Raw genomic sequence first — 23,242 nt, forward strand, 5'->3', positions numbered from 1 at the left:
TGATACTCTTGACTGAAACAGAAGCGTCATTATAGCCCCTTCCCGCCCGCAGGCCAGCGCTTTTCTGGCAGGTTCTTATTGGAGCGCGACAGGGTTGTGCGTACACTCTTAACGATACGCTTTTTAAAGGATTTTTAATCTATGACAACCTTCTACACGGTCGTGAGTTGGCTGGTCATTCTGGGATACTGGTTGCTTATCGCAGGCGTGACGCTGCGTATTCTGATGAAACGCCGCGCCGTGCCCTCTGCCATGGCCTGGCTGCTGGTCATTTATATTCTCCCGCTGGTAGGGATTATCGCGTATCTCTCCGTTGGAGAGCTGCATCTTGGCAAGCGTCGCGCCGAGCGCGCCCGCGCCATGTGGCCCTCCACCGCCAAATGGCTGAGCGATCTGAAAGCCTGCAAACATATTTTTGCCGAAGAAAACAGCGCGGTGGCGAGCGCGCTGTTTCAGCTGTGCGAACGCCGCCAGGGTATTGCGGGCGTCAAGGGTAATCAGCTGCAACTGCTCACCACCTCCGATGATGTGATGCAGGCGCTGATCCGCGATATTCAGCTTGCGCGTCATAATATCGAAATGGTCTTTTATATCTGGCAGCCCGGCGGCATGGCGGACCAGGTGGCGGAATCGCTGATGGCCGCTGCCCGACGCGGCGTGCACTGTCGTCTGATGCTCGACTCCGCAGGCAGCGTCGCCTTTTTCCGCAGCCCCTGGGCGGGCATGATGCGCAATGCGGGTATCGAAGTGGTGGAGGCGCTGAAAGTTAACCTGATGCGTGTGTTCCTACGCCGCATGGACCTGCGTCAGCACCGCAAAATGATCATGATCGACAACTATATTGCCTACACCGGCAGTATGAATATGGTCGACCCGCGCTATTTCAAACAGGACGCGGGCGTTGGTCAGTGGGTGGATCTGATGGCGCGCATGGAAGGCCCGGTCGCCACCGCGATGGGTATTGTGTACTCCTGTGACTGGGAGATTGAAACCGGCAAACGGCTGCTGCCGCCCGCGCCGGATGCCAATATCATGCCGTTTGAACAGGCGAGCGGACACACTATTCATACTATCGCCTCGGGTCCTGGTTTCCCGGAAGATCTGATTCACCAGGCGCTGTTAACCTCGGTGTATGCGGCGCGTGAATATTTGATTATGACCACGCCCTACTTCGTGCCGAGCGACGATCTGCTCCACGCCATCTGTACGGCGGCGCAGCGAGGCGTCGATGTAAGCATTATTCTGCCGCGTAAAAACGACTCTCTGCTGGTAGGCTGGGCAAGCCGTGCCTTCTTCAGCGAGCTGCTGGCGGCGGGCGTGAAAATTTACCAGTTCGAGGGCGGCCTGCTGCATACCAAAAGCGTGCTGGTGGACGGCGAGCTGAGCCTGGTCGGCACCGTCAATCTGGATATGCGCAGCCTGTGGCTTAACTTTGAAATTACGCTGGTTATCGACGACGCCGGATTCGGCGCCGATCTGGCCGAGGTGCAGGATGACTATATCTCCCGCTCGCGCCTGCTGGATGCGCGCCTTTGGGTGAAACGACCGTTCTGGCACCGCGTGGTGGAGCGACTGTTTTACTTCTTCAGCCCGTTGCTGTAAAACGTGCCCAACATCACTTACTGGGGTAGTCACGATGGAAATGGATCTGAATAACCGCCTGACGGAAGATGAAACACTCGACCAGGCCTATGACATTTTTCTGGAGCTGGCGCCGGACAATCTCGACCCGGCGGATATCATTCTGTTTAATTTACAGTTTGAAGAGCGCGGCGGCGCGGAGCTGTTCGACCCGTCTGAAGAGTGGCTGCAACACGTCGATTACGATTTAAACCCGGATTTCTTCTCCGAAGTGGTCATCGGCCTTGCCGAGGAAGACGGTGAAGAGATCACCGACGTGTTCGCCCGCGTGCTGCTGTGCCGCGAAAAAGATCACAAGCTGTGCCACATCCTGTGGCGTGAATAAACGCCCGCGGCGCGGCCTTCGCCGCGCTAGTTCTCACCCGCGATTTTCGTCCCACACGCCTGACAATATTTCGCCTGCGCGTCATGCGCGCTCCCGCATGACGGACAGCGTCGCGCCGCGTTGCGCTCCGCAAGCGCGCTGGTCATCTGCGCGGTAATTATGCCGGTCGGGATCGCAATCACCGAATAGCCGATAAGTATTAACAGCGACGCCACCGCGCGACCGCCCGCCGTATGCGGCGTGATATCGCCATACCCGACCGTCGTTACCGTCACCACGGCCCAGTAAACCGACGTGCCGAGCGTAGTAAAGCCGCTGGAAGCGCCTTCAATGCCATACATCAGTGCGCCAGCGATGATCATGACGATGGAAATAAACGCATAAAAGACGATGAGCTGGTGACGGGCGTTAACGATGGCCTGCCAGAGAATGCTTGCAGACGACATCATCCGCAACAGCTTGAGAATACGCAGTACGCGCACCGCGCGCAGCGTCCGCCAGATGAACAGATAGTTCATGCCGAGTTCAGGCCAGAGCCACAGCACATAGAGCGGCAACACCGTCGCCAGATCGATAATGCCCCAGAAGCTCAGCGCGTAGCGCGCCGGATTAGGCCAGACGGCGAGGCGCAGCAGATATTCCAGCGTAAAGACGAACGTAATGCCCATCTCCAGCCAGACGAAAATATGCCATTCCTCGTAGGTAAGGTGATACTGGGTGCCGATGCCAGATTCGATAAAAACGACGATGACGCTGAACAGCGCGAACAGGCCGCAGAGCGCCTCAAAGCGTCGGCCGCTACGCGTGCGTTGATCGAAAAGGAAATGGTAAGCGCGTTGACGAAACTCTGTTATCCCTGACACGTTGTCCTCGCAGAAAAAAGGGCTGGCACCTGCCAGCCCTTGCGATTATAACGGGTCCACCTTCAGGCAGGAAACCGCATGGCGGAAACTGCCTTCCAGCACCGGGCGCGTCTGGGCGCATTCCGGGCCCGCCATCGGGCAGCGGGTGCGGAACACACAGCCTGACGGCGGATTGATGGGCGACGGCAGCTCGCCTTCCAGCAGCTGGATCTTCTTGTTCTTTTCGAGATCCGGGTCCGGGATAGGAACCGCCGACATCAGCGCGCGGGTGTAAGGGTGCAGCGGGTTATGATAAACCTCATCATAGGTGCCAAGCTCCACCGCATGACCCAGATACATCACCAGTACGCGATCGGAGATGTGCTTCACTACCGCCAGATCGTGGGCGATGAAAATAAGCGACAGCCCCATCTCGCGCTGCAGTTTTTGCAGCAGGTTCACCACCTGAGCCTGAATAGACACGTCGAGCGCGGAAACCGGCTCATCGCAGATGATAAGCTTCGGCTCAAGAATAAGCGCGCGGGCGATACCGATACGCTGGCATTGGCCGCCGGAGAACTCATGCGGATAGCGGTTAACCAGGTTTGGCAGCAGCCCCACTTTCATCATCATCGCTTTGACGCGGTCACGCACTTCCTGGCGCGGCATTTTCGGATGATACGTCCGCAGGGGTTCGGCGATGATATCGCCAATGGTCATGCGCGGATTCAGTGAGGCCAGCGGATCCTGGAAAATCATCTGAATGTCGCTGCGCACATCGCGCCACTCTTCCTGCTTCATGCCCATCAGATCTTTGCCGAGCCACGCGACGCGGCCGCTGGTGGCTTTCACCAGACCGATGATGGCGCGCGCAAAGGTGGATTTGCCGCAGCCGGACTCGCCCACCACGCCGAGGGTTTCCCCTTCGTACAGGCGCAGCGTAACGCCATCAACCGCTTTTAACGTTTTGGACGGCTGCCAGAACCACTGTTTGCCGTCTTTGATGTCGAAATGCACCTTGAGATCGGCCACTTCGAGCAGCACTTTTCTGTCTTCAGCTACGGTGCTCATTTCAGTTCCTCCACCGGTTTAAAGCAGGCGCGCAGGCGGCCAGGAGCGAACTCCTCAAGCGGCGGCGCCGTGCTGCAAATCTCCATCGCGTGCGGGCAGCGCGGCTGGAACGGACAGCCTTTCGGCAGACGCAGCAGGTTCGGCGGGTTGCCAGGAATGGTGAGCAGCGACTCTCCTTCGGCGTCAAGGCGCGGTACGGCGTTCAGCAGACCGATAGAATACGGGTGCGCCGGATCGTAGAACACGTCGCGCGCGGCGCCATATTCCATGGTACGGCCCGCATACATCACCAGCACTTTATTACAGATGCCCGCGACCACGCCGAGGTCGTGGGTGATCATAATGATGGCGGTGTTGAATTCGCGTTTAAGCTCGTTCAGCAGCGTCATGATCTGTGCCTGGACGGTTACGTCGAGCGCGGTAGTCGGTTCATCAGCGATGAGCAATTTAGGACGGCACAGCAGCGCCATCGCAATCATTACACGCTGGCGCATACCGCCGGAAAACTCATGCGGATACATGCGCATGCGCTTGCGCGCTTCCGGCATTTTCACCGCATCTAACATGCGGACCGACTCTTCGAACGCTTCGCCTTTGCTCATGCCTTTATGCAGCATCAGCACTTCCATCAGCTGTTCGCCGACGCGCATATACGGGTTCAGCGAGGTCATCGGATCCTGGAAAATCATCGAAATCTGCTCGGCGCGCAGGCGGTTAAGCTCGCGCTCCGGCAGGTTGAGGATTTCACGGCCGTTGAATTTCGCCGAGCCGCCGATGCGGCCGTTGGCGGCGAGCAGGCCCATCAGCGCAAACGCGGTCTGGGATTTGCCGGAGCCGGATTCACCGACGATACCGAGCGTCTCACCGGCGCGCAGGCTGAAATTCAGATCGTTAACCGCAGTTACGTCGCCGTCAGGCGTTTCGAAGGTAACGCGCAGATCTTTAACGTCCAGCAGCGCCGCTTGTGACGCCGCGGTAGTGCTCTGCGGCGCAGAGAGTTCAATGGTGCTCATGGCGGTACTCCTTAACGATCTTTCGGGTCGAGGGCATCACGCAGGCCATCGCCGATAAAGTTAAAACAAAACAGGGTGACCACCAGGAAACCCGCCGGGAAGAGCAGCAGCCAGGGCGACACTTCCATTGAGTTGGCGCCATCGCTCAGCAGCGCGCCCCAGGAGCTGAGCGGCTCCTGCGTACCGAGGCCGAGGAAGCTTAAGAACGATTCGAAGAGGATCATGCTGGGCACCAGCAGCGAGGCGTAAACCACCACCACGCCCAGTACGTTCGGCACGATATGACGCACGACAATATTAGCCGTCGAGACGCCGCCCACCTGGGCTGCTTCGATGAACTCTTTACGTTTCAGGCTCAGCGTCTGGCCGCGCACGATACGCGCCATGTCGAGCCAGGAGACCATCCCGATGGCAACGAAAATCAGCAGGATGTTCTGGCCGAAAAAGGTCACCAGCAGGATAACGAAGAACATGAACGGGAAGGAGTTGAGGATCTCCAGCAGACGCATCATGACCGAATCCACTTTGCCGCCAAGATAGCCGGAAAGCGAACCGTAGAGCGTGCCGACAATCACCGCTACCAGCGCCGCCGCAACGCCGACCATCAGCGAAATGCGCCCGCCGATAGCGACGCGCACCAGTAGGTCGCGCCCGGAGGAGTCGGTGCCAAACCAGTGGCCGGATTCAGTATCCGGCGCGCTCGACATCATGCCCCAGTCAGTGTCGAAGTAGCTGAACTGCGACAGCATCGGCGCGAGCGTGACAAAGAGCGCGATAAAGGCCAGCACAATCAGGCTCGCCACCGCCGCGCGGTTATGCATAAAGCGACGACGGGCGTCCTGCCACAGGCTACGTCCTTCTACTTCCAGTTTTTCACTGAAGTTTTCCAGCGCCTCGCTGTTTTTCTTACTCAACATCATGGCGTACTCCAGCGTCAGTAACGAATTTTCGGATCGATAACGGCATACAGCACATCGACGATCGCGTTAAACAGAATGGTCAGCGCGCCGACCAGAATAGTCAGGCTCAGCACCAGTGAGTAGTCGCGGTTGAGCGCGCCGTTCACGAACAGCTGGCCGATACCCGGCAGGCCATAAATGGTTTCAATAACCATTGACCCGGTAATAATCCCGACAAACGCCGGCCCTAAATACGAGAGTACAGGCAGCAGCGCGGGTTTCAGCGCGTGGCGCAAGATGATGCGACGCATCGGCAGCCCTTTGGCGCGGGCGGTACGGATAAAGTTGGAGTGCAGCACTTCAATCATCGAGCCGCGGGTGATACGCGCAATGCTGGCGATGTAAGCCAGAGAGAGCGCGACCATCGGCAGGATCATGAATTTCAGCGCCCCGCCGTTCCAGCCGCCGCCGGGCAGCCAGTGCAGCGTTATCGCGAAGATCATCACAAGCAGCGGTGCCACCACGAAACTCGGAATGACCACGCCGGTCATCGCCACCCCCATGACGGCGAAATCCCATTTGGTGTTTTGCTTAAGCGCGGCCATTACGCCCGCCGCAACGCCCAGAATCACAGCAAGTAAAAACGCCGCAGCGCCTAACTTTGCGGAAACCGGGAAACTGGAGGCCACCAGATCGTTAACCGAATAGTCCTTGTATTTAAAGGACGGACCGAAATCACCTTTCGCCAGTTGCTTCAGATAATTGAAGTACTGGGTCATGATGGGGTCGTTAAGATGATATTTCGCCTCGATATTCGCCATGACTTCCGGCGGCAGATTACGTTCGCCGGTAAAAGGACTGCCCGGTGCGAGACGCATCATAAAGAAGGAGATAGTGATGAGAATAAAGAGTGTCGGAATCGCTTCCAGACAGCGACGTAAAATGAATTTCAACATTGCCCGTACCTTCTGGCGTGTGCCTTTGACTCACGGAAAAATAAGACACAGTGGGGCAGGAAACCCTGCCCCACGCATTGCCATTAATGTTTGATAATATACAGGTTCTTAACGTAGACATTATCCAGCGGGTCTTTACCGGTGTAACCACCGACCCACGGTTTCACCAGACGGGCGTTCACGTAGTAATACACCGGCACGATAACGGAGTCTTTATCCAGCTGCTGCTCTGCTTTGTTGTAGAGCTCGCTACGCTGCGCTTCGTCGGAGACCTGCAGCGTTTCCTGCATCACTTTATCGAACGCTTCGCTCTTATAGTGCGAGGTGTTGTTCGAGCTATTGGACAGCATCGTGTTGAGGAAGGAGGTCGGTTCGTTGTAATCCGCGCACCAGCCCGCACGCGCCACGTCGAAGTTGCCCTGATGACGGGTATCCAGGAAGGTTTTCCACTCCTGGTTTTCCAGCTTCACGTTCACGCCCAGGTTTTTCTTCCAGATGGACGCGGCAGCGATAGCCAGTTTCTTATGCAGATCGGAGGTGTTGTACAGCAGATCGAACGTCAGCGGTTTGTCGGCGGTATAGCCTGCTTCGGCCAGCAGTTTTTTCGCTTCGGCGTTACGCTGTTCCTGGGTCATTTTGAACCAGGCCGGCTCGGTGAATTTCGCGCCATCGGTGTACGGCGGGGTATAGCCATACGCCGGCAGGTCGCCCTGGTTTTTCACTTTATGAACGATGATGTCGCGATCCAGGCCCAGTTTCAGCGCGGTACGCACGCGCGGGTCGTTAAACGGCGCTTTCTGGTTGTTGATCTCGTAGTAATAGGTGCACAGATACGGGTCGACGTGCACTTCTTTTGGAATTTCTTTCTTGAGCTTCTGGAAGAGTTCAATCGGCATGTTGTTATAGGTCATGTCGATTTCACCGCTGCGGTAGCGGTTGACGTCAGTCACTTCAGAAGAGATAGGCAGATAGGTGACTTCGTTAATCACGGTCTTCGCGTTATCCCAGTAGTTGGTGTTGCGCTCAAGCACGATGCGCTCGTTCACCACCCAGGATTTCAGTTTGTACGCGCCGTTGGAAACGATGTTCGCGGGCTGAGTCCACTTCTCGCCGAATTTCTCAACGACGGCTTTAGGCACCGGAGACATAGAGGAGTGCACCAGCAGTTTATAGAAATAGGGCACCGGCTCGCTCAGGGTGACTTCCAGCGTGTGGTCGTCAATCGCTTTCACGCCAAGCTCGGTGGCTGGTTTTTTACCGGCGATGATATCGTCGATATTGGTAATGTGGCCGTATTGCAGATAGCTTTCATACGGAGAGGCGGTTTTCGGGTCAGCCAGGCGCTGCCAGCTGTATACGAAATCCTGCGCCGTGACCGGCTCGCCATTGGACCATTTCGCGTCTTTACGCAGATGGAAAGTCCAGACTTTAAAATCTTTGTTATCCCACTTCTCGGCAACGCCCGCGCTCGGGTGGCCTTCTACGTCGGTTACCAGCAGACCTTCAAACAGGTCGCGGTTAATGTTCGACTCAGGCACGCCTTCAATTTTGTGCGGGTCGAGAGACTGGACTTCCGAACCGTTGTTGCGCACCAGCGTCTGTTTCTCCGCCAGTTGCACACCCGCAGGAACATTCGCAGCCATTGCGTTACCCGCGATTAGCGCAGAAAGGATCCCTGCCGCTACCAGACTTTTTTTTGTGATGATGGACATTGTGTTGGTACTCCACTCATTATTATTACTGACCAAAGCCAGCCCGTTCTCCCCTTAGGGAAACCTGTGCAGCGCAGGAGCTTTCGCGTCTGCCAGGTGGTTTTTCTTTTTACTGCTTGCTATCACCGACTTTATTTATCACGACCGCTCTCTGGCAGCCTGTCGTCGATTCTTTACTGCCCTTCCCTGTTTTAAGGGCAGTGTGATATGGCGCGACCTGTGGAAGGAAAGCGCTTTCATACGAAAATCATTCTCATCTGCTGATAATTTGCAGGCAAATGTTTTGCCGGAAAGTATCAAATGCGTGAATTGTGCGCCAATACAATTTACAAATTTGTTAACCGCTTCTCTTTTGACGTGCAGGAGAGTCTTACGCTTGCCGTCAAGAAAACCTCTTTTTTCTCGTTATTCTTCTTTTAAATCAATTAGTTGCAAACAAAACACACCTTCAACGTGACGTGTGACCCGGCTCGCAGCGCATCACAACATAAAATTAACAATTGAACAAAAATTAGCACATTTGTCTGCAGTGGCGTTGAAATTACTAATAACATTTCGTTAAACCCGCATCAATACTCAAAGTATCATGTGACAAAAATATCAGACTGATTGCTTTTTTTATGAACGGAAGGAAGATTACAGATACGGTAATTCATTGTTTTAATAAAGCTTTACCAGATATCAGATAAAGTTATACATAAAAAAGCGAAGGGATGCGTGCTATAGGAAATGCTAATAATAAAAGAAAAAAGCGAAGCTTCCGCTCCGCTTTATGAATGAAAAGAAATGACTAACTTACAAGCCCTGGAAACAGCGCTTTTATTCCTGTCACAATAAATTCAATGCCCAGCGCCATCAGCAGCAAGCCCATAATGCGAGTAATAACGTTAATGCCCGTTTGGCCAAGTAACCGCACCAGCCACGGCGCCAGGCGAAACACGCCCCAACAGCAGGCGGCGAACAGCGCGATGGCGAGCGTGAAGCCCAGCATATATTGCCAGCTGTGATAGCGTGTTCCCCAGACGATTGTCGAGCTGATAGCGCCCGGCCCCGCCATTAACGGCAGCGCCAGCGGCACCACGCCGATGCTCTCGCGGATCGCGGTTTCCGACTTCTCCTGTTTATTCTGCTTATCCTCGCCAAGCTTGCCGCTAATCATCGACATGGCGATGGTGACGACCAGAATACCGCCCGCGATGCGAAACGAGTCGATGGATATGCCGAAGACCTGCAGGATGGCATCGCCGAGAAACAGCGACGTCCAGAGAATTATGGCGACCGAGAGGTTAGCCGTAAGGTTGGTTTTATTGCGCGCCACCGCCGTCTGGTAGCTGGTCATGCTAATAAAGACGGGAATGATACCCACCGGGTTCACCAGCGCGAACAGACCAATAAAAAATTTAAAAAACGTTGGTAAATCAAACCACATTGAATTCAAGGGAAGCTCCGCGATTGGTAGGGCAACGGCGTCGCGTAATGTAATCCAAAACCCCTGCTTACGCTACGCCATTACGTCTTAATGCATTCTGGATCTGGCGGCCGATTGACCGCGTCGACCTGTGTTATTCTTTTGTTAGTTTTATGGTAATTTAAATATTCAAAGCTGTAGCAAATATATTAACCATCGCTGAATTACCGTCAGAAGGCGTGCTGAAAGGAGTCAGCATGGGGTTAAATTGATTTAGATCACGCTTTTGCTACTCAGAAGTGAGTATCTTGATGATGCCGCCAGGGAGTAAAACATTTTCCCGATAAATGTTTTAAGGCAAGGCTCTTTTAGTAAATCAGCGAAGGTTTCTGGTCGTTTTGCTGGTAAACCGTTCTGTAACGCACGCTGTTTGAGGCTGACTATACTGTCGTTTCGAGCAGATGATTTACTAAAAGAGTTTAACATTATCAGGAGAGCATTATGGCTGTTACTAATGTCGCTGAACTGAACGCCCTCGTCGAGCGCGTTAAAAAAGCCCAGCGTGAATATGCCAACTTCACCCAAGAACAGGTTGACAAAATCTTCCGCGCCGCCGCTCTGGCCGCTGCAGATGCTCGAATTCCCCTCGCTAAAATGGCCGTTGCCGAATCCGGAATGGGTATCGTCGAAGATAAAGTGATCAAAAACCACTTTGCTTCTGAATATATCTACAACGCCTATAAAGATGAGAAGACCTGCGGCGTCCTGTCTGAAGATGACACCTTTGGTACTATCACTATCGCCGAACCTATCGGCATTATCTGCGGTATCGTTCCAACTACTAACCCGACGTCTACCGCTATCTTCAAATCGCTCATCAGCCTGAAGACGCGTAACGCTATCATTTTCTCCCCGCATCCGCGTGCTAAAAACGCCACGAACAAAGCGGCGGATATCGTACTGCAGGCTGCTATCGCCGCAGGTGCGCCGAAAGACCTGATCGGCTGGATTGACGAACCGTCTGTTGAGCTTTCGAACGCGCTGATGCATCACCCGGATATCAACCTGATCCTCGCGACAGGTGGCCCGGGCATGGTGAAAGCCGCGTACAGCTCCGGTAAACCTGCTATCGGCGTCGGCGCGGGTAACACCCCGGTGGTTATTGATGAAACCGCGGATATCAAACGCGCTGTCGCATCGGTACTGATGTCTAAAACCTTCGATAACGGCGTTATCTGCGCATCTGAACAGTCCGTTGTCGTGGTGGATTCCGTCTACGACGCCGTTCGCGAACGCTTCGCCAGCCACGGCGGCTACATGCTGCAGGGTCAGGAGCTGAAAGCAGTTCAGAACATCATCCTGAAAAATGGCGCACTGAACGCCGCTATCGTGGGTCAGCCTGCGGTGAAAATCGCTGAGCTGGCAGGCTTTACCGTACCAGCAACCACTAAGATCCTGATTGGTGAAGTCACCGTCGTTGACGAAAGCGAGCCGTTCGCTCACGAAAAACTCTCTCCGACGCTTGCCATGTATCGCGCGAAAGATTTCGAAGACGCGGTAGAAAAAGCCGAGAAACTGGTTGCGATGGGTGGTATTGGCCACACCTCCTGCCTGTACACCGACCAGGACAACCAGCCGGAGCGCGTCGCGCACTTCGGTCAGATGATGAAAACTGCCCGTATCCTGATTAACACCCCTGCTTCTCAGGGTGGTATCGGTGACCTGTATAACTTCAAACTCGCGCCTTCCCTGACTCTGGGTTGTGGTTCATGGGGTGGTAACTCCATCTCTGAAAACGTTGGTCCGAAACACCTGATCAACAAGAAAACCGTTGCTAAGCGAGCTGAAAACATGTTGTGGCATAAACTTCCGAAATCTATCTACTTCCGTCGCGGCTCGCTGCCCATTGCGCTGGATGAAGTGATTACCGACGGTCACAAACGCGCTATGGTCGTCACTGACCGCTTCCTGTTTAACAACGGGTATGCCGATCAAATCACCTCCGTTCTGAAAGCGGCCGGCGTTGAAACCGAAGTGTTCTTTGAAGTAGAAGCTGACCCGACCCTGAGCGTGGTGCGTAAAGGCGCCGAGCTGATGAACTCCTTTAAACCGGATGTCATCATCGCGCTGGGCGGCGGTTCCCCAATGGATGCCGCGAAAATCATGTGGGTCATGTACGAACACCCGGAAACCCACTTCGAAGAACTGGCGCTGCGCTTTATGGATATCCGTAAACGTATCTACAAGTTCCCGAAAATGGGCGTAAAAGCGAAAATGATCGCGGTGACCACAACGTCAGGTACCGGTTCTGAAGTGACGCCGTTCGCGGTGGTGACCGATGACGAAACCGGGCAGAAATATCCGCTGGCGGACTACGCGCTGACCCCGGATATGGCGATTGTCGATGCCAACCTGGTGATGGATATGCCGAAATCCCTCTGCGCCTTCGGCGGTCTGGATGCGGTAACGCATGCGCTGGAAGCTTACGTTTCCGTACTGGCCTCTGAATTCTCCGATGGTCAGGCGTTGCAGGCGCTGAAACTGCTGAAAGAAAACCTGCCGGCGTCCTACCACGAAGGGTCGAAAAACCCGGTAGCGCGTGAACGTGTGCACAGTGCGGCCACTATCGCCGGTATCGCGTTTGCCAACGCCTTCCTGGGCGTCTGCCACTCTATGGCGCACAAACTGGGCTCTCAGTTCCATATTCCGCACGGTCTGGCGAACGCACTGCTGATTTCTAACGTTATCCGCTATAACGCGAACGATAACCCGACCAAGCAGACTGCTTTCAGCCAGTACGACCGTCCGCAGGCACGTCGTCGTTACGCTGAAGTGGCTGACCATCTGGGTCTCTCTGCGCCGGGCGACCGTACCGCAGCGAAAATCGAGAAGCTGCTGGCATGGCTGGAAAGCATCAAAGCAGAGCTGGGCATTCCGAAATCCATCCGTGAGGCTGGCGTTCAGGAAGCCGACTTCCTGGCACACGTTGATAAGCTCTCTGAAGATGCCTTCGATGATCAGTGCACCGGCGCTAACCCGCGCTACCCGCTGATTGCCGAGCTGAAACAGATCCTGCTGGACAGCTTCTACGGCCGCGAATACAAAGAAGGCGCGGAAGCTGCGAAAGTGGAAGCGGCGCCTGCCGTGAAAGCAGACAAGAAAGCGAAGAAAACCGTTTAAGATGGTTTAACCGTAAAAACCCGCCGCCTGGCGGGTTTTTTTATGCCTGTACGAAAAATTTAAAAGTCCGGTACGTGTTGCCGTTATCAGTAGCGGTATTAATCAATGCGCGTCATCGCTTTGAGCATCTGACGCGTCCTGCCCTTGCGCTATGCCACTACTCAATGAACACGTCGCCCTGGCCGCCACGCCTGAATGCGCTGAAGCTATGCGCAATGTCTTCGCCCGTGCCTCATGTAAAAAAGCCTCAGCGCGTTTGTGAGGCTTTATATATGGAACTAAGGCTAACCCACGCGGTGTGTCTTTTAATGGCCCTGTACGGCCTTCAGAGAGCCCTTTTCCAGCGCCTCTTTATAATGCTTACGGCAGACGGACACATAACGCTCGTTGCCGCCAATAACGACCTGCTCGCCTTCATTATAAGGGCGCCCTTCGTGGTCAAGACGAAGCACCATGCCTGCCTTGCGCCCACAAAAGCAGACGGTTTTAAGCTCCACGAGTTTATCGGACCAGGCCAGCAAATACTGGCTACCGCCAAACAGCTCGCCGCGAAAATCCGTACGCAGCCCATAACAGAGCACCGGAATATCCAGTTTGTCGACGACATCTGAAAGTTCATATACCTGTTCACGAGTCAGGAACTGGCATTCATCAACCAGGACGCAATGAACGGGTGCCTGCTGATGTTCCGCGCGAATATCGTTCAATAACGAAGTCTGGTTGTTATAAAGCTTTGCAGGCGAGGATAATCCTATGCGCGAACTGACCTTACCCGTGCCAAAGCGGTTATCAATTTCCGCGGTATAAACCAGCGTGCGCATTCCCCTTTCCTGATAGTTATATGACGACTGAAGTAATGCCGTCGATTTACCGGCATTCATCGCCGAATAGTAAAAATAAAGTTGCGCCATCTGCTCGATAACCCTGGCTTAAGTGTTGGTACGTTGCCGCCAGTGTATCATATTCTCGGTAACTGGCGTGCGGCCGCCTTTGCGCACCGTAGACATTTCTTATATAGCGATACGCAAAACGTGCAGCGCCCAACACTTTGAAACAAATTTACCGCTCTGATTGTGGAAAAACTGTGGAGATGAGGGTCATTTCAGGCCGCTAAACAAATAAGTGCTGTCTGCTTACTATTCTAATATCAACCACGCTTTGCCAGTGAGCGTTCCACTAATACAAAGGCAGCCTATTTCACCACAGGGATAATAATCCCTTAAAAAATGGTGTTTCTCGGTCGAATTGAGACCCGGCGCCATGCCTGGCGGGCAGGTTCTATGTCGGTAAGTCTGTGCGTCAGTTCAAGGAAAATTTAAGTTTCGCCTTTTTAAATGACCACAAATAACCCGATATTTTGACTTCCTTACATTTGGCCCTATTGCAGAACTGAATTTAACGCTCTATTATTAGCTCAACACACCACCCCATTATAAGTTTGAGATTACTACAATGAGCGAAGCACTTAAAATTCTGAACAACATCCGTACTCTTCGTGCACAGGCGAGAGAATGTACTCTGGAAACTCTGGAAGAGATGCTGGAGAAATTAGAAGTGGTTGTAAATGAGCGCCGTGAAGAAGAAAGCGCCGCCGCTGCGGAAATCGAAGAACGTACTCGTAAATTACAGCAGTACCGTGAAATGCTGATTGCTGACGGTATTGACCCGAATGAATTGCTGAACAGCATGTCTGCCGCTAAAACCGGCACCAAAGCTAAACGTGCTGCGCGTCCGGCTAAATATCGCTACACCGATGAAAACGGCGAAAGCAAAACCTGGACCGGCCAGGGCCGTACTCCTGCTGTGATCAAAAAAGCGATCGACGAGCAGGGTAAACAGCTGGACGATTTCCTGATTAAGGATTAATTCCGTTCAGACAGTGCTTTCGGTGCTGTATAAAAAATCCCGCCTCGGCGGGATTTTTGTTTTTAAGGCCTCTCACAGACTGTAAGAGGCGCTAAGCAGTAGAGCGACAGGGAATTAGCCTGCCACGTTATAAAACGCCTTATACCACTCCACAAAGCGTTTAACGCCCTCTTCTACCGAGGTATGCGGTTTAAAACCAATCACGTTATAGAGCGCGGACGTATCAGCGCTGGTCTCCAGCACATCGCCCGGCTGCATCGGCAGCATATTTTTCTGCGCCTCTTTGCCGAGCGCCTTTTCCAGTGCGGAAATATAATCCATTAACGCCACAGGCGAGCTGTTGCCGATATTATATACACGATATGGCGCAGAGCTGGTGGCCGGTGAGCCGTTTTCCACGGTCCATTGCGGGTCGGCTTGTGGAATAACATCCTGCAGACGGACAATCGCCTCGGCAATATCGTCGATATAAGTAAAATCGCGACGCATCTGACCGTGGTTATAAACATCAATGCTGTTGCCTTTGACAATCGCCTGGGTAAATTTAAACAGCGCCATATCCGGGCGGCCCCACGGACCATAAACGGTAAAAAAACGTAGCCCCGTCGTCGGCAAACCATAAAGATGCGAATAAGTATGCGACATCAGCTCATTGGCTTTTTTGGTCGCCGCATATAAAGAGACCGGATGATCGACGGAATCATTGGTGGAAAATGGCATTTTACGGTTGAGCCCATAAACCGAGCTTGATGATGCGTATAATAAATGCTCAACCTTATGGTGGCGACACCCTTCCAGCACGTTTAAATGCCCGGTGAGGTTCGCATCTGCATACGCATGAGGATTTTCCAGCGAATAACGTACGCCGGCCTGTGCCGCCAGATGAATCACGCGCTGCGGTTGATGCTGCGCAAATAATGTTTCCATGGCCTGACGATCTGCCAGATCCATTTTTTCGAAATGAAATGCGGTGTGTTGTTGAAGCAGATTGAGGCGGGCGAGTTTGAGGTTGACGTCATAATAATCATTCAGGTTATCGATACCGATAACCTGGTAACCGGCAGCCAGCAGACGTTCGCTGACATGAAAACCAATAAAGCCTGCTGCGCCGGTAACCAGAAATTTCATACGATCCTCATTAATTATGCAATGTTAATGGACGCTCCACGGCCAATTGCATAATAAACAAAGCCGCGTTTGCTGAGCCTTGCCGGATCATACAGGTTACGGCCATCAAAGATAACCGGTTCTTTCAGGGAATTTTTGATGAAATCAAAATCCGGTGCGCGGAATGCCTGCCACTCGGTGCAGATAATCAGCGCGTCCGCGCCCTGCAGCGCCGCTTCTTTGGTGCCCATCAGACGTAAATCCGCACGATGACCGTAAATGCGTTGGGTTTCATCCATCGCTTCCGGGTCGTAAGCCTGTACGGTCGCGCCGTGTTTCCACAGCTCTTCCATCAGCACGCGGCTGGAGGCTTCGCGCATGTCGTCGGTGTTCGGTTTGAAGGAGAGGCCCCACAACGCGAAAGTTTTGCCTTCGAGATTGTCGCCAAAATGACGGCGAATAAATTCCGGCAGCTTCATTTTCTGATCGTTGTTGACGTCTTCCACCGCACGCAACAGACGCGGCACGTAGCCGATATGCTCAGCCGTGCGAATCAGCGCCTGCACGTCTTTCGGGAAGCAGGAGCCGCCGTAGCCGCAGCCCGGATAGATAAAGTGGTAACCGATACGGGAATCGGAGCCGATACCCTGACGCACTTTTTCGACATCCGCGCCCAGACGTTCCGCCAGGTTTGAGATCTCATTCATAAAGCTGATTTTGGTCGCCAGCATGCAGTTGGCGGCATATTTGGTCAGCTCGGCGCTGCGGATATCCATCAGGATCATGCGATCGTGATTACGGTTGAACGGCTCATAGAGCTCGCGCAACAGCTCGACAACGTCGTCATTGTCGGTACCGACCACGATACGCTCAGGACGCATACAGTCTGCTACCGCGGCGCCTTCTTTCAGGAATTCCGGGTTAGAGACCACGTCGAACGGGAAATCCGCGCCGCGGGCTTTCAGCGTCTCGCTCATCACCTGACGCACTTTGTCGGCGGTACCCACCGGAACGGTGGATTTATCCAGCACGACTTTATGGCCAGTCATATGCTGCGCGATAGTACGCGCTACCGCAGTCACATATTTCAGGTCAGCGGAGCCGTCTTCATCCGGCGGTGTGCCCACGGCGATAAACTGCATCACGCCGTGGTTAACGCCTTCCTGGGCATCGGTGCTGAAATGCAGACGCCCTTCTTCATAATTCTTCTTCACCAGCGGCGTCAGGCCGGGTTCATAAATCGGGATGATCCCCTTTTTCAGGTTCTCAACCTTGTTGGCGTCGACATCGATACACATCACGTCGTGCCCAACCTCAGCCAGTACAGCGGCCTGTACCAGCCCCACATAGCCAATACCAAATACGGTTACTTTCATTACGTTGTCCTGGGTGGTTAATTACTTCTTGTCGCCAACGGTTTCGTTGAGCCAGGCTTTAAACTCTTCACCCAGCGTATTATGGCGAACGCCGTATTCAACAAAGGCCTGCATGTAACCCAGTTTGTTACCGCAGTCGTGGCTCTTGCCTTTCATGTGGTAAGCCTCGACGGTTTCTTTATCCATCAGCATGGCGATGGAGTCGGTCAGCTGGATTTCATCACCCGCTCCCGGAGGCGTTTTGGCAAGCAGAGGCCAGATATCCGCGCCCAGAACGTAACGGCCAACCACAGCAAGGTTAGACGGCGCTACATCGGCTTTCGGTTTCTCGACGATGCCGACCATCGGCACGCTGTCGCCTGCCTGCAGCTGCACGCCCTGGCAATCCACCACGCCGTACGCGGTCACGTCAGCCACTGGCTCAACCATGATCTGGCTGCGGCCCGTCTCGTCGAAACGCTTAATCATTTCCGCCAGGTTGTCCTGAGAGAGATCGGATTCGAATTCATCCAGAATCACATCCGGCAGGATAACCGCGACCGGCTCGTCGCCGACCACCGGGTGCGCGCACATCACCGCGTGGCCCAGACCTTTGGCGAGGCCCTGACGCACCTGCATGATGGTGACGTGCGGCGGGCAGATAGACTGAACTTCTTCCAGCAGCTGGCGCTTAACGCGTTTTTCCAGCATCGCTTCGAGCTCAAAGCTGGTATCGAAGTGGTTTTCGATGGAATTTTTTGAGGAGTGAGTAACCAGAACAATCTCAGTAATGCCAGCGGCAATACACTCATTAACGACATACTGAATTAACGGTTTATCCACCAGCGGCAGCATCTCTTTTGGAATCGCCTTCGTGGCCGGCAACATCCTGGTTCCTAATCCCGCAACCGGGATTACTGCTTTTTTCACTTTCGAATTAATGGCAGCCATTGAATATTCTCCTGGACTGTTCAAGTTTCACACTTGTTCGTCAATTAAAAACGCGTTCGAGTATATCAGCTTAAATTTGGGGAAAGAGTCTGAATACCCTTATGTCATGGCAATTTAGGACAAATACGAAGAAAACTGACGCGATATTAGCACCTGCGCAGACAGCCTGGAAAAGCTATCTGCATCAGATAAATCAAATGCTCATTCCGCAGACAACATGAGTCTTAAGCGGCCACCTGCGCCCCAGATCTGGCACTGCCAGGACTCGCAGCGCTGGCTGATTTGATTTAAGTAAGTATTACCCAACGTGCCCAAAGGGACACCATTACTGAGCTGAATTTGGTTATCTCCGGTATTAAGCGCAGCGTTAAGACCGGCGGAGACTAATATGAGGTTTTTTAATTCGCTGTGGTAATAACCCACCAGCAAAGGAAACTGTCCGTACAAATTCGCCTGGCGTAACAATTGATTTACCTGCTTAAGTAAAGCCCCAAGCTCAGGTAATCGCTGGCGTTGCTGAGAGAGTTGTTCTTGCAGCAAACCATTAAACAGCGCCCTTAATAACAACGCCGCCAGCACGCCATTATCGCCAGCGCGCGTAACGTCGAGACAATAAAACGCCAGATCGTTGTCGGAAATCGGCGCAATATCGAGCACCAGCCCGAGCTCGTCGGCGGCGACCAACTGGCGATAATTGACGCGGCAGTGCGACATCACCTGCTGCACCGGCGGCTGGAGTTCTTTCAACAGCTTCGCCGCGGCGTGCGGGTTATTGACCAGCGCGTCCCAGTCCTGGAACAGCCGCTCCTCTTCCTCAACGCGCGAATTAAACATATTGGGATACAGACACGCGTAAACGGTTTCACGCAGCCGATTAAAATCTTTGACGGGTTTTAGCAACACGTCCTGGACGCCGAGACGCAGGGCTTTGGCGATATCGGCCATGTTGTCGGTGGCGGAAATCACCAGAATGGGCGTCTGGTCGCCGTCATTACGCAGGCGCTCGATTAACTGCAGGCCGTTCATCCGCGGCATTTCCAGATCGCAAATCAGCAGATCCGGCGACGCGCCGTGCATTTTCTCGAGCGCGCCCACGCCATCTTCAGCGACGTGCGTCTGCGCGCCCAACGAAGAAAGCCATGCCTCAAGCATCGAGCGAAAAACCGCTTCATCTTCAACAATGAGGATATGTTTGCCGGCTAATGGTTGCGTCATCTCTCCCCCCCTGAATGACTTATTGCCAAGTTTGGCATGCTCAGGCGGGCTGTGCCTGTCAGAATTGCCCGAAGAATGTCAGCGCAACTGGAAGAAACATAACGCTTTTGCGCTTTGCGCCTGCAAGCGGGGGTGATAGTGCCCTGTGTCCAAAAGATAAACTGCAGCATGTGGATACTTTTTTTATACCTTTGTGTAAGGCCAGGCCTTGCTGTGTGTCGGTTCGCCCCGGCATCAGCGCCGGGGCGTAAAGATCTGCATTATCAGCGGCACCTGTTCTGGCTGCAAATTCGCCGCCAGACGCCTGATGGTGCGGGCAGCGTGGCGTCGAGGCCGTCGCTCGGTTAACATAGTGCCGCTGTGGCGTTTCACGCCTTAATTTTGTCCTCAAGGAGAAATCGTGTCGCAACTTTGTCCTTGCGGTAGCGCTCTGGAGTATAGCCTATGTTGCCAGCCTTATCTTTCCGGTGATAAGAGCGCGGCCCTTGCATCTCAACTGATGCGCTCTCGTTATTGCGCGTTCGTGATGAAAAATGCGGATTATCTGATAAAGACATGGCATCCCGCATGTCAGGCTGACGCGCTGCGCGCCGATATCGAAGCGGGTTTCGCCCATACACAGTGGCTTGGCCTGACGATTTTTGAAGAAGCGCCTGGTCATACCGACCGTGAAGCGTACGTCAGTTTCGTGGCGCGTTTCCAGGAAAATGGCAAATCCGGCGCCATCATTGAGCGTTCCCGTTTTCTCCACGAGCAGGGGCGCTGGTACTATATTGACGGCACCCGCCCGGTATTTGGACGCAACGATCCGTGTCCGTGCGGCTCCGGGAAAAAATTTAAAAAGTGTTGCGGGCAATAAAACGCCGACGGACAACACATCTGGCAAACCATCAACAGGATCAACCCCTGCCATGCAAGCATTACAACGTAAAGTACTGCGCACCATCTGCCCGGATCAGAAAGGGCTCATCGCGCGCATCACCAATATTTGCTACAAGCACGAGCTGAATATCGTGCAGAACAACGAATTCGTCGATCACCGCACGGGCCGCTTCTTTATGCGTACCGAGCTGGAAGGCATTTTTAACGACGCCACGCTACTTGCGGATCTCGACAGCGCCCTGCCTGCGGGCTCGGTACGTGAACTGACGCCCGCCGGACGTCGCCGCATCGTGATTCTGGTGACCAAAGAGGCGCACTGTCTGGGCGATCTGCTGATGAAGGCCAACTATGGCGGCCTCGACGTCGAAATCGCGGCGGTCATCGGCAACCATGACACCCTGCGCACGCTCGTGGAGCGTTTCGATATTCCGTTTGAGCTGGTAAGCCATGAAGGGCTGACCCGCGAAGCGCACGATAACCTGATGGCGGACGCCATCGCGGCGCACGAGCCCGATTACGTGGTGCTGGCGAAATATATGCGCGTGCTGACGCCGGATTTTGTCGCCCGCTTCCCGAACAAGATTATCAACATTCACCACTCGTTCCTGCCCGCGTTCATCGGCGCGCGTCCCTATCATCAGGCGTACGAGCGCGGCGTGAAAATCATCGGCGCGACGGCGCACTACGTGAATGACAATCTGGATGAAGGCCCCATCATCATGCAGGACGTTATCCATGTGGATCACACCTACACGGCGGAAGATATGATGCGCGCCGGTCGTGACGTGGAGAAAAACGTACTCAGCCGCGCGCTCTATCAGGTGCTGGCCCAGCGCGTGTTCGTCTATGGTAATCGCACGATCATTCTGTAAGAAATACCCGTTTCTGTTTAGCTTTAACACGTTACGCGTAAAAAGTACGCAAACAGTCGGTATTAATTAACGGAATACTTTACAGGGGCGCGTCATTTGGTATGATGCGCCCCGCTTCCCGCAGTGGAGGCGGCCAGTAAAAAGCATTACCCCGTGGTGGGGTTCCCGAGCGGCCAAAGGGAGCAGACTGTAAATCTGCCGTCATCGACTTCGAAGGTTCGAATCCTTCCCCCACCACCATCTTCATGACAATTTAGCGCAATACCCCTGGTGGGGTTCCCGAGCGGCCAAAGGGAGCAGACTGTAAATCTGCCGTCACAGACTTCGAAGGTTCGAATCCTTCCCCCACCACCATCTTCTGCATATCGCTTTATTCCCTATGTACCCTGATTTGTTGCCTCATGATTCTCTGTGCGGGGAAGGATGAGAACCTTCGACTAAGGTTCGAGTCGAGCGAATGCGAGACAACGTTGCCGCAGGCAGCGGCCCGAAGGGTGAGGCGCAACGCGCCGAATAATCCTTCCCCCACCATCATCTTCTGCATATCGCTTTATTCCCCATGTTTTCTGATTTGTTGCCTCATGATTCTCCGTGCCGGGGAAGGATGATGCTTTCCGGCATAAGACCCTGCCGGAAAGCTCAGCCTTAACGGGGAACGGGCTCGCTGCGTTTCACCAGTTTCATTAACAGCAGGCAGATTAACACCGCCGCGCCGAGGTTGTAGCCCATCCCGGCCACAAACGCGCTGGCATATTGCCCGGCTGGCGCCAGCGATACCACTCCGGAAAGCGCGCCATGAAACAGGATACCCACGACGGCGACACCGAGCGCCGCGCCGACCTGCTGCACGGTCGATATCACGCCCGACGCCATGCCTGATTCCGCCTCGTCAACAAGCCCCAGCACCAGGTTTAGCAAGGGCGTCATAATGTACCCCTGCCCGGCACCGATCATGATAAGCGCCCGGCTCAACACTGACCGTGGATGAAGACCGGCACCTGAGGCTGGTGGTGTACGCGCGCCAGCAGGAGGCGCTGGAGCCGTAAGCGCGCTTCCCGCACGTCACGCAAAAAAGAGAGAGGGAACCCCCTCTCTTCATGTTTTCGCCCGCATAATCAGTAAGAAAACGGGGAATGCTGCTGGGCTTCGGTAAGAAACTGACGGGCATCTTCACCCGCCGCGGTGTACAGCGGCGCATGTTGATCGGTCGCGACGGCGAAAATAGCTTCCGCCACATCGTCTGCGTGCGTCACGGGCGATCCGGCCTCGCCTGCCCTGCGGATAAATTCATCCACCATTTCTCCATATATCGCATCGTCTCGCCCGCAAAAGTATGCCCGCGCATTTTCACCAAACTTCGTTTCGGGCGAGCGTCCCGGTAATACCACATGCACGCGAATACCAAAAGGCCTGACCTCAAGGGCTAATGACTCACTCCAGGCATTCAGCGCCGCCTTACTGGCACGATAAAGCCCAATCAGCGGCATCGCTTTAGTGGTCACAGATGACGACACATTGATGATCACGCCTGACTGTTTTTCTCGCATCAGCGGGAGACACGCCTGCGTTAATAAAAGCGTGCCCAGAACATTGGTGTTCATCAATTGCTGTGCGGTGGCCAGGGGAGTCAGCTCCACGGGAACCGGCGCGCCGAGGCCTGCATTATTCACCAGCAGGTCAATCGCGCCCGCTTGTTTCATCACATGATCAATGCTCTCCTCAGACGTGATATCCAGCGGCAGAATTGTCAGCCTGTCGCTTTCAGGAAACAGCGTCGGATCGGGCGTTCTCATGGTGGCGATCACGTTCCAGCCTCTGGCTAAAAACAGTTTTGCTGTTGCCAGCCCAAAACCTGAAGAGCATCCGGTAATCAGTGCCGTTGACATGGTTAATCCTCTCTGTTGGCAAGAGTGGCCATCATAGCCGCCGCCGTCTGGACAATATATA

20 protein-coding genes, 2 tRNA genes, 1 other RNA gene and 1 pseudogene are annotated in these 23,242 nt (G+C 54.1%); 10 read left to right on the forward strand and 14 right to left on the reverse strand.

What is annotated here, in order from left to right; genetic code table 11:
* Nucleotides 1-141 precede the first annotated feature (141 nt).
* The gene (gene cls, locus AFK67_RS11000) at nucleotides 142-1,602 is read left to right on the forward strand and encodes a cardiolipin synthase (RefSeq protein ID WP_007749599.1); all 1,461 of its coding nucleotides are present in this window, start codon (nucleotides 142-144) and stop codon (nucleotides 1,600-1,602) included.
* A 34-nt stretch (nucleotides 1,603-1,636) separates the two neighbouring features.
* Nucleotides 1,637-1,966: an HI1450 family dsDNA-mimic protein gene (locus tag AFK67_RS11005; RefSeq protein ID WP_007719944.1), complete on the forward strand. Its 330-nt coding sequence runs from the start codon at nucleotides 1,637-1,639 to the stop codon at nucleotides 1,964-1,966.
* A 26-nt stretch (nucleotides 1,967-1,992) separates the two neighbouring features.
* Here AFK67_RS11005 and AFK67_RS11010 read toward each other — a convergent pair whose 3' ends face one another.
* The 7 genes from AFK67_RS11010 to AFK67_RS11040 form a co-directional block, all read right to left on the reverse strand.
* Complete coding sequence (locus tag AFK67_RS11010) at nucleotides 1,993-2,829, reverse strand: ion transporter (RefSeq protein WP_007719943.1); 837 nt, start codon at nucleotides 2,827-2,829, stop codon at nucleotides 1,993-1,995.
* 45 nt (nucleotides 2,830-2,874) lie between these two features.
* Nucleotides 2,875-3,879 (reverse strand): murein tripeptide/oligopeptide ABC transporter ATP binding protein OppF, encoded by a 1,005-nt coding sequence (oppF, locus tag AFK67_RS11015; protein ID WP_007719941.1) that lies wholly within the window; start codon nucleotides 3,877-3,879, stop codon nucleotides 2,875-2,877.
* Nucleotides 3,876-4,892 carry an ABC transporter ATP-binding protein gene (gene oppD / locus AFK67_RS11020; RefSeq protein WP_007719940.1) on the reverse strand — a complete coding sequence of 339 codons (1,017 nt, stop codon included), beginning with the start codon at nucleotides 4,890-4,892 and terminating at the stop codon, nucleotides 3,876-3,878. Before oppD ends, oppF begins: the two co-directional genes overlap by 4 nt.
* Before the next feature lie 11 nt (nucleotides 4,893-4,903).
* Nucleotides 4,904-5,812, reverse strand: coding sequence for an oligopeptide ABC transporter permease OppC (gene oppC, locus AFK67_RS11025; protein WP_007719938.1), 909 nt, complete (start codon nucleotides 5,810-5,812; stop codon nucleotides 4,904-4,906).
* Nucleotides 5,813-5,826: 14 nt separating this feature from the next.
* Nucleotides 5,827-6,747, reverse strand: coding sequence for an oligopeptide ABC transporter permease OppB (gene oppB / locus AFK67_RS11030; protein WP_007673995.1), 921 nt, complete (start codon nucleotides 6,745-6,747; stop codon nucleotides 5,827-5,829).
* Between the two features lie 83 nt (nucleotides 6,748-6,830).
* Nucleotides 6,831-8,459 carry an oligopeptide ABC transporter substrate-binding protein OppA gene (gene oppA, locus AFK67_RS11035; protein WP_038883478.1) on the reverse strand — a complete coding sequence of 543 codons (1,629 nt, stop codon included), beginning with the start codon at nucleotides 8,457-8,459 and terminating at the stop codon, nucleotides 6,831-6,833.
* Between the two features lie 790 nt (nucleotides 8,460-9,249).
* Complete coding sequence (locus tag AFK67_RS11040) at nucleotides 9,250-9,888, reverse strand: YchE family NAAT transporter (RefSeq protein ID WP_007719927.1); 639 nt, start codon at nucleotides 9,886-9,888, stop codon at nucleotides 9,250-9,252.
* A 480-nt stretch (nucleotides 9,889-10,368) separates the two neighbouring features.
* Between AFK67_RS11040 and adhE the strand changes: the two genes are divergently transcribed.
* The gene (gene adhE / locus AFK67_RS11045; protein ID WP_007719924.1) at nucleotides 10,369-13,047 is read left to right on the forward strand and encodes a bifunctional acetaldehyde-CoA/alcohol dehydrogenase; all 2,679 of its coding nucleotides are present in this window, start codon (nucleotides 10,369-10,371) and stop codon (nucleotides 13,045-13,047) included.
* 305 nt (nucleotides 13,048-13,352) lie between these two features.
* Here adhE and tdk read toward each other — a convergent pair whose 3' ends face one another.
* Nucleotides 13,353-13,958: a thymidine kinase gene (gene tdk / locus AFK67_RS11050; RefSeq protein WP_038883475.1), complete on the reverse strand. Its 606-nt coding sequence runs from the start codon at nucleotides 13,956-13,958 to the stop codon at nucleotides 13,353-13,355.
* A 541-nt stretch (nucleotides 13,959-14,499) separates the two neighbouring features.
* Here tdk and hns point away from each other — a divergent pair.
* Nucleotides 14,500-14,913, forward strand: a complete 414-nt coding sequence (hns, locus tag AFK67_RS11055; RefSeq protein WP_007679581.1) for a histone-like nucleoid-structuring protein H-NS — start codon at nucleotides 14,500-14,502, stop codon at nucleotides 14,911-14,913.
* A gap of 114 nt (nucleotides 14,914-15,027) precedes the next feature.
* Here the strand turns inward: hns and AFK67_RS11060 are convergent, their stop codons facing one another.
* The 4 genes from AFK67_RS11060 to rssB all read right to left on the reverse strand — a co-directional run bounded on the left by AFK67_RS11060 (nucleotide 15,028) and on the right by rssB (nucleotide 19,541).
* The gene (locus AFK67_RS11060) at nucleotides 15,028-16,041 is read right to left on the reverse strand and encodes an NAD-dependent epimerase (protein WP_007719919.1); all 1,014 of its coding nucleotides are present in this window, start codon (nucleotides 16,039-16,041) and stop codon (nucleotides 15,028-15,030) included.
* A gap of 14 nt (nucleotides 16,042-16,055) precedes the next feature.
* Entirely contained in the window at nucleotides 16,056-17,396 is a 1,341-nt protein-coding gene (locus AFK67_RS11065) for a UDP-glucose dehydrogenase family protein (protein ID WP_007719917.1), read from the reverse strand.
* Between the two features lie 21 nt (nucleotides 17,397-17,417).
* Nucleotides 17,418-18,326, reverse strand: a complete 909-nt coding sequence (gene galU, locus AFK67_RS11070; RefSeq protein WP_007719915.1) for a UTP--glucose-1-phosphate uridylyltransferase GalU — start codon at nucleotides 18,324-18,326, stop codon at nucleotides 17,418-17,420.
* Nucleotides 18,327-18,527: 201 nt separating this feature from the next.
* Nucleotides 18,528-19,541: a two-component system response regulator RssB gene (rssB, locus tag AFK67_RS11075; RefSeq protein ID WP_007719912.1), complete on the reverse strand. Its 1,014-nt coding sequence runs from the start codon at nucleotides 19,539-19,541 to the stop codon at nucleotides 18,528-18,530.
* Between the two features lie 213 nt (nucleotides 19,542-19,754).
* Between rssB and AFK67_RS23525 the strand changes: the two genes are divergently transcribed.
* From AFK67_RS23525 to AFK67_RS21845, 6 genes are all read left to right on the forward strand, one after another.
* Nucleotides 19,755-19,889, forward strand: coding sequence for a hypothetical protein (locus tag AFK67_RS23525; protein ID WP_265093940.1), 135 nt, complete (start codon nucleotides 19,755-19,757; stop codon nucleotides 19,887-19,889).
* 52 nt (nucleotides 19,890-19,941) lie between these two features.
* Complete coding sequence (locus AFK67_RS11080) at nucleotides 19,942-20,400, forward strand: YchJ family protein (protein WP_071602723.1); 459 nt, start codon at nucleotides 19,942-19,944, stop codon at nucleotides 20,398-20,400.
* 52 nt (nucleotides 20,401-20,452) lie between these two features.
* Nucleotides 20,453-21,295 (forward strand): formyltetrahydrofolate deformylase, encoded by an 843-nt coding sequence (gene purU, locus AFK67_RS11085; protein WP_007719907.1) that lies wholly within the window; start codon nucleotides 20,453-20,455, stop codon nucleotides 21,293-21,295.
* A 155-nt stretch (nucleotides 21,296-21,450) separates the two neighbouring features.
* Nucleotides 21,451-21,535 (forward strand) — tRNA-Tyr (locus AFK67_RS11090).
* A 29-nt stretch (nucleotides 21,536-21,564) separates the two neighbouring features.
* Nucleotides 21,565-21,649, forward strand: a tRNA-Tyr gene (locus AFK67_RS11095).
* 48 nt (nucleotides 21,650-21,697) lie between these two features.
* Nucleotides 21,698-21,829, forward strand: a non-coding RNA gene (locus AFK67_RS21845) — RtT sRNA.
* Nucleotides 21,830-21,940: 111 nt separating this feature from the next.
* Here AFK67_RS21845 and AFK67_RS11100 read toward each other — a convergent pair.
* Both AFK67_RS11100 and AFK67_RS11105 read right to left on the reverse strand, forming a co-directional pair.
* A pseudogene (locus AFK67_RS11100) lies at nucleotides 21,941-22,297 on the reverse strand (MFS transporter); the annotation flags it as partial.
* A gap of 113 nt (nucleotides 22,298-22,410) precedes the next feature.
* Nucleotides 22,411-23,181 carry an SDR family oxidoreductase gene (locus tag AFK67_RS11105; RefSeq protein ID WP_007715879.1) on the reverse strand — a complete coding sequence of 257 codons (771 nt, stop codon included), beginning with the start codon at nucleotides 23,179-23,181 and terminating at the stop codon, nucleotides 22,411-22,413.
* Nucleotides 23,182-23,242: the final 61 nt, after the last annotated feature.

The organism is Cronobacter dublinensis subsp. dublinensis LMG 23823 (assembly GCF_001277235.1).
In the GTDB taxonomy this organism is placed as follows: domain Bacteria; phylum Pseudomonadota; class Gammaproteobacteria; order Enterobacterales; family Enterobacteriaceae; genus Cronobacter; species Cronobacter dublinensis.

What these genes read in the sequence shown, in the direction of transcription:
- cls (WP_007749599.1), top strand. Translation starts at nt 142, where the DNA reads ATGACAACCTTCTACACGGTCGTGAGTTGGCTGGTCATTCTGGGATAC.
- AFK67_RS11005 (WP_007719944.1), top strand. Translation starts at nt 1,637, where the DNA reads ATGGAAATGGATCTGAATAACCGCCTGACGGAAGATGAAACACTCGAC.
- oppF (WP_007719941.1), bottom strand. Translation starts at nt 3,879, where the DNA reads ATGAGCACCGTAGCTGAAGACAGAAAAGTGCTGCTCGAAGTGGCCGAT.
- oppD (WP_007719940.1), bottom strand. Translation starts at nt 4,892, where the DNA reads ATGAGCACCATTGAACTCTCTGCGCCGCAGAGCACTACCGCGGCGTCA.
- oppC (WP_007719938.1), bottom strand. Translation starts at nt 5,812, where the DNA reads ATGATGTTGAGTAAGAAAAACAGCGAGGCGCTGGAAAACTTCAGTGAA.
- oppB (WP_007673995.1), bottom strand. Translation starts at nt 6,747, where the DNA reads ATGTTGAAATTCATTTTACGTCGCTGTCTGGAAGCGATTCCGACACTC.
- oppA (WP_038883478.1), bottom strand. Translation starts at nt 8,459, where the DNA reads ATGTCCATCATCACAAAAAAAAGTCTGGTAGCGGCAGGGATCCTTTCT.
- AFK67_RS11040 (WP_007719927.1), bottom strand. Translation starts at nt 9,888, where the DNA reads ATGTGGTTTGATTTACCAACGTTTTTTAAATTTTTTATTGGTCTGTTC.
- adhE (WP_007719924.1), top strand. Translation starts at nt 10,369, where the DNA reads ATGGCTGTTACTAATGTCGCTGAACTGAACGCCCTCGTCGAGCGCGTT.
- tdk (WP_038883475.1), bottom strand. Translation starts at nt 13,958, where the DNA reads ATGGCGCAACTTTATTTTTACTATTCGGCGATGAATGCCGGTAAATCG.
- hns (WP_007679581.1), top strand. Translation starts at nt 14,500, where the DNA reads ATGAGCGAAGCACTTAAAATTCTGAACAACATCCGTACTCTTCGTGCA.
- AFK67_RS11060 (WP_007719919.1), bottom strand. Translation starts at nt 16,041, where the DNA reads ATGAAATTTCTGGTTACCGGCGCAGCAGGCTTTATTGGTTTTCATGTC.
- AFK67_RS11065 (WP_007719917.1), bottom strand. Translation starts at nt 17,396, where the DNA reads ATGAAAGTAACCGTATTTGGTATTGGCTATGTGGGGCTGGTACAGGCC.
- galU (WP_007719915.1), bottom strand. Translation starts at nt 18,326, where the DNA reads ATGGCTGCCATTAATTCGAAAGTGAAAAAAGCAGTAATCCCGGTTGCG.
- rssB (WP_007719912.1), bottom strand. Translation starts at nt 19,541, where the DNA reads ATGACGCAACCATTAGCCGGCAAACATATCCTCATTGTTGAAGATGAA.
- purU (WP_007719907.1), top strand. Translation starts at nt 20,453, where the DNA reads ATGCAAGCATTACAACGTAAAGTACTGCGCACCATCTGCCCGGATCAG.
- AFK67_RS11105 (WP_007715879.1), bottom strand. Translation starts at nt 23,181, where the DNA reads ATGTCAACGGCACTGATTACCGGATGCTCTTCAGGTTTTGGGCTGGCA.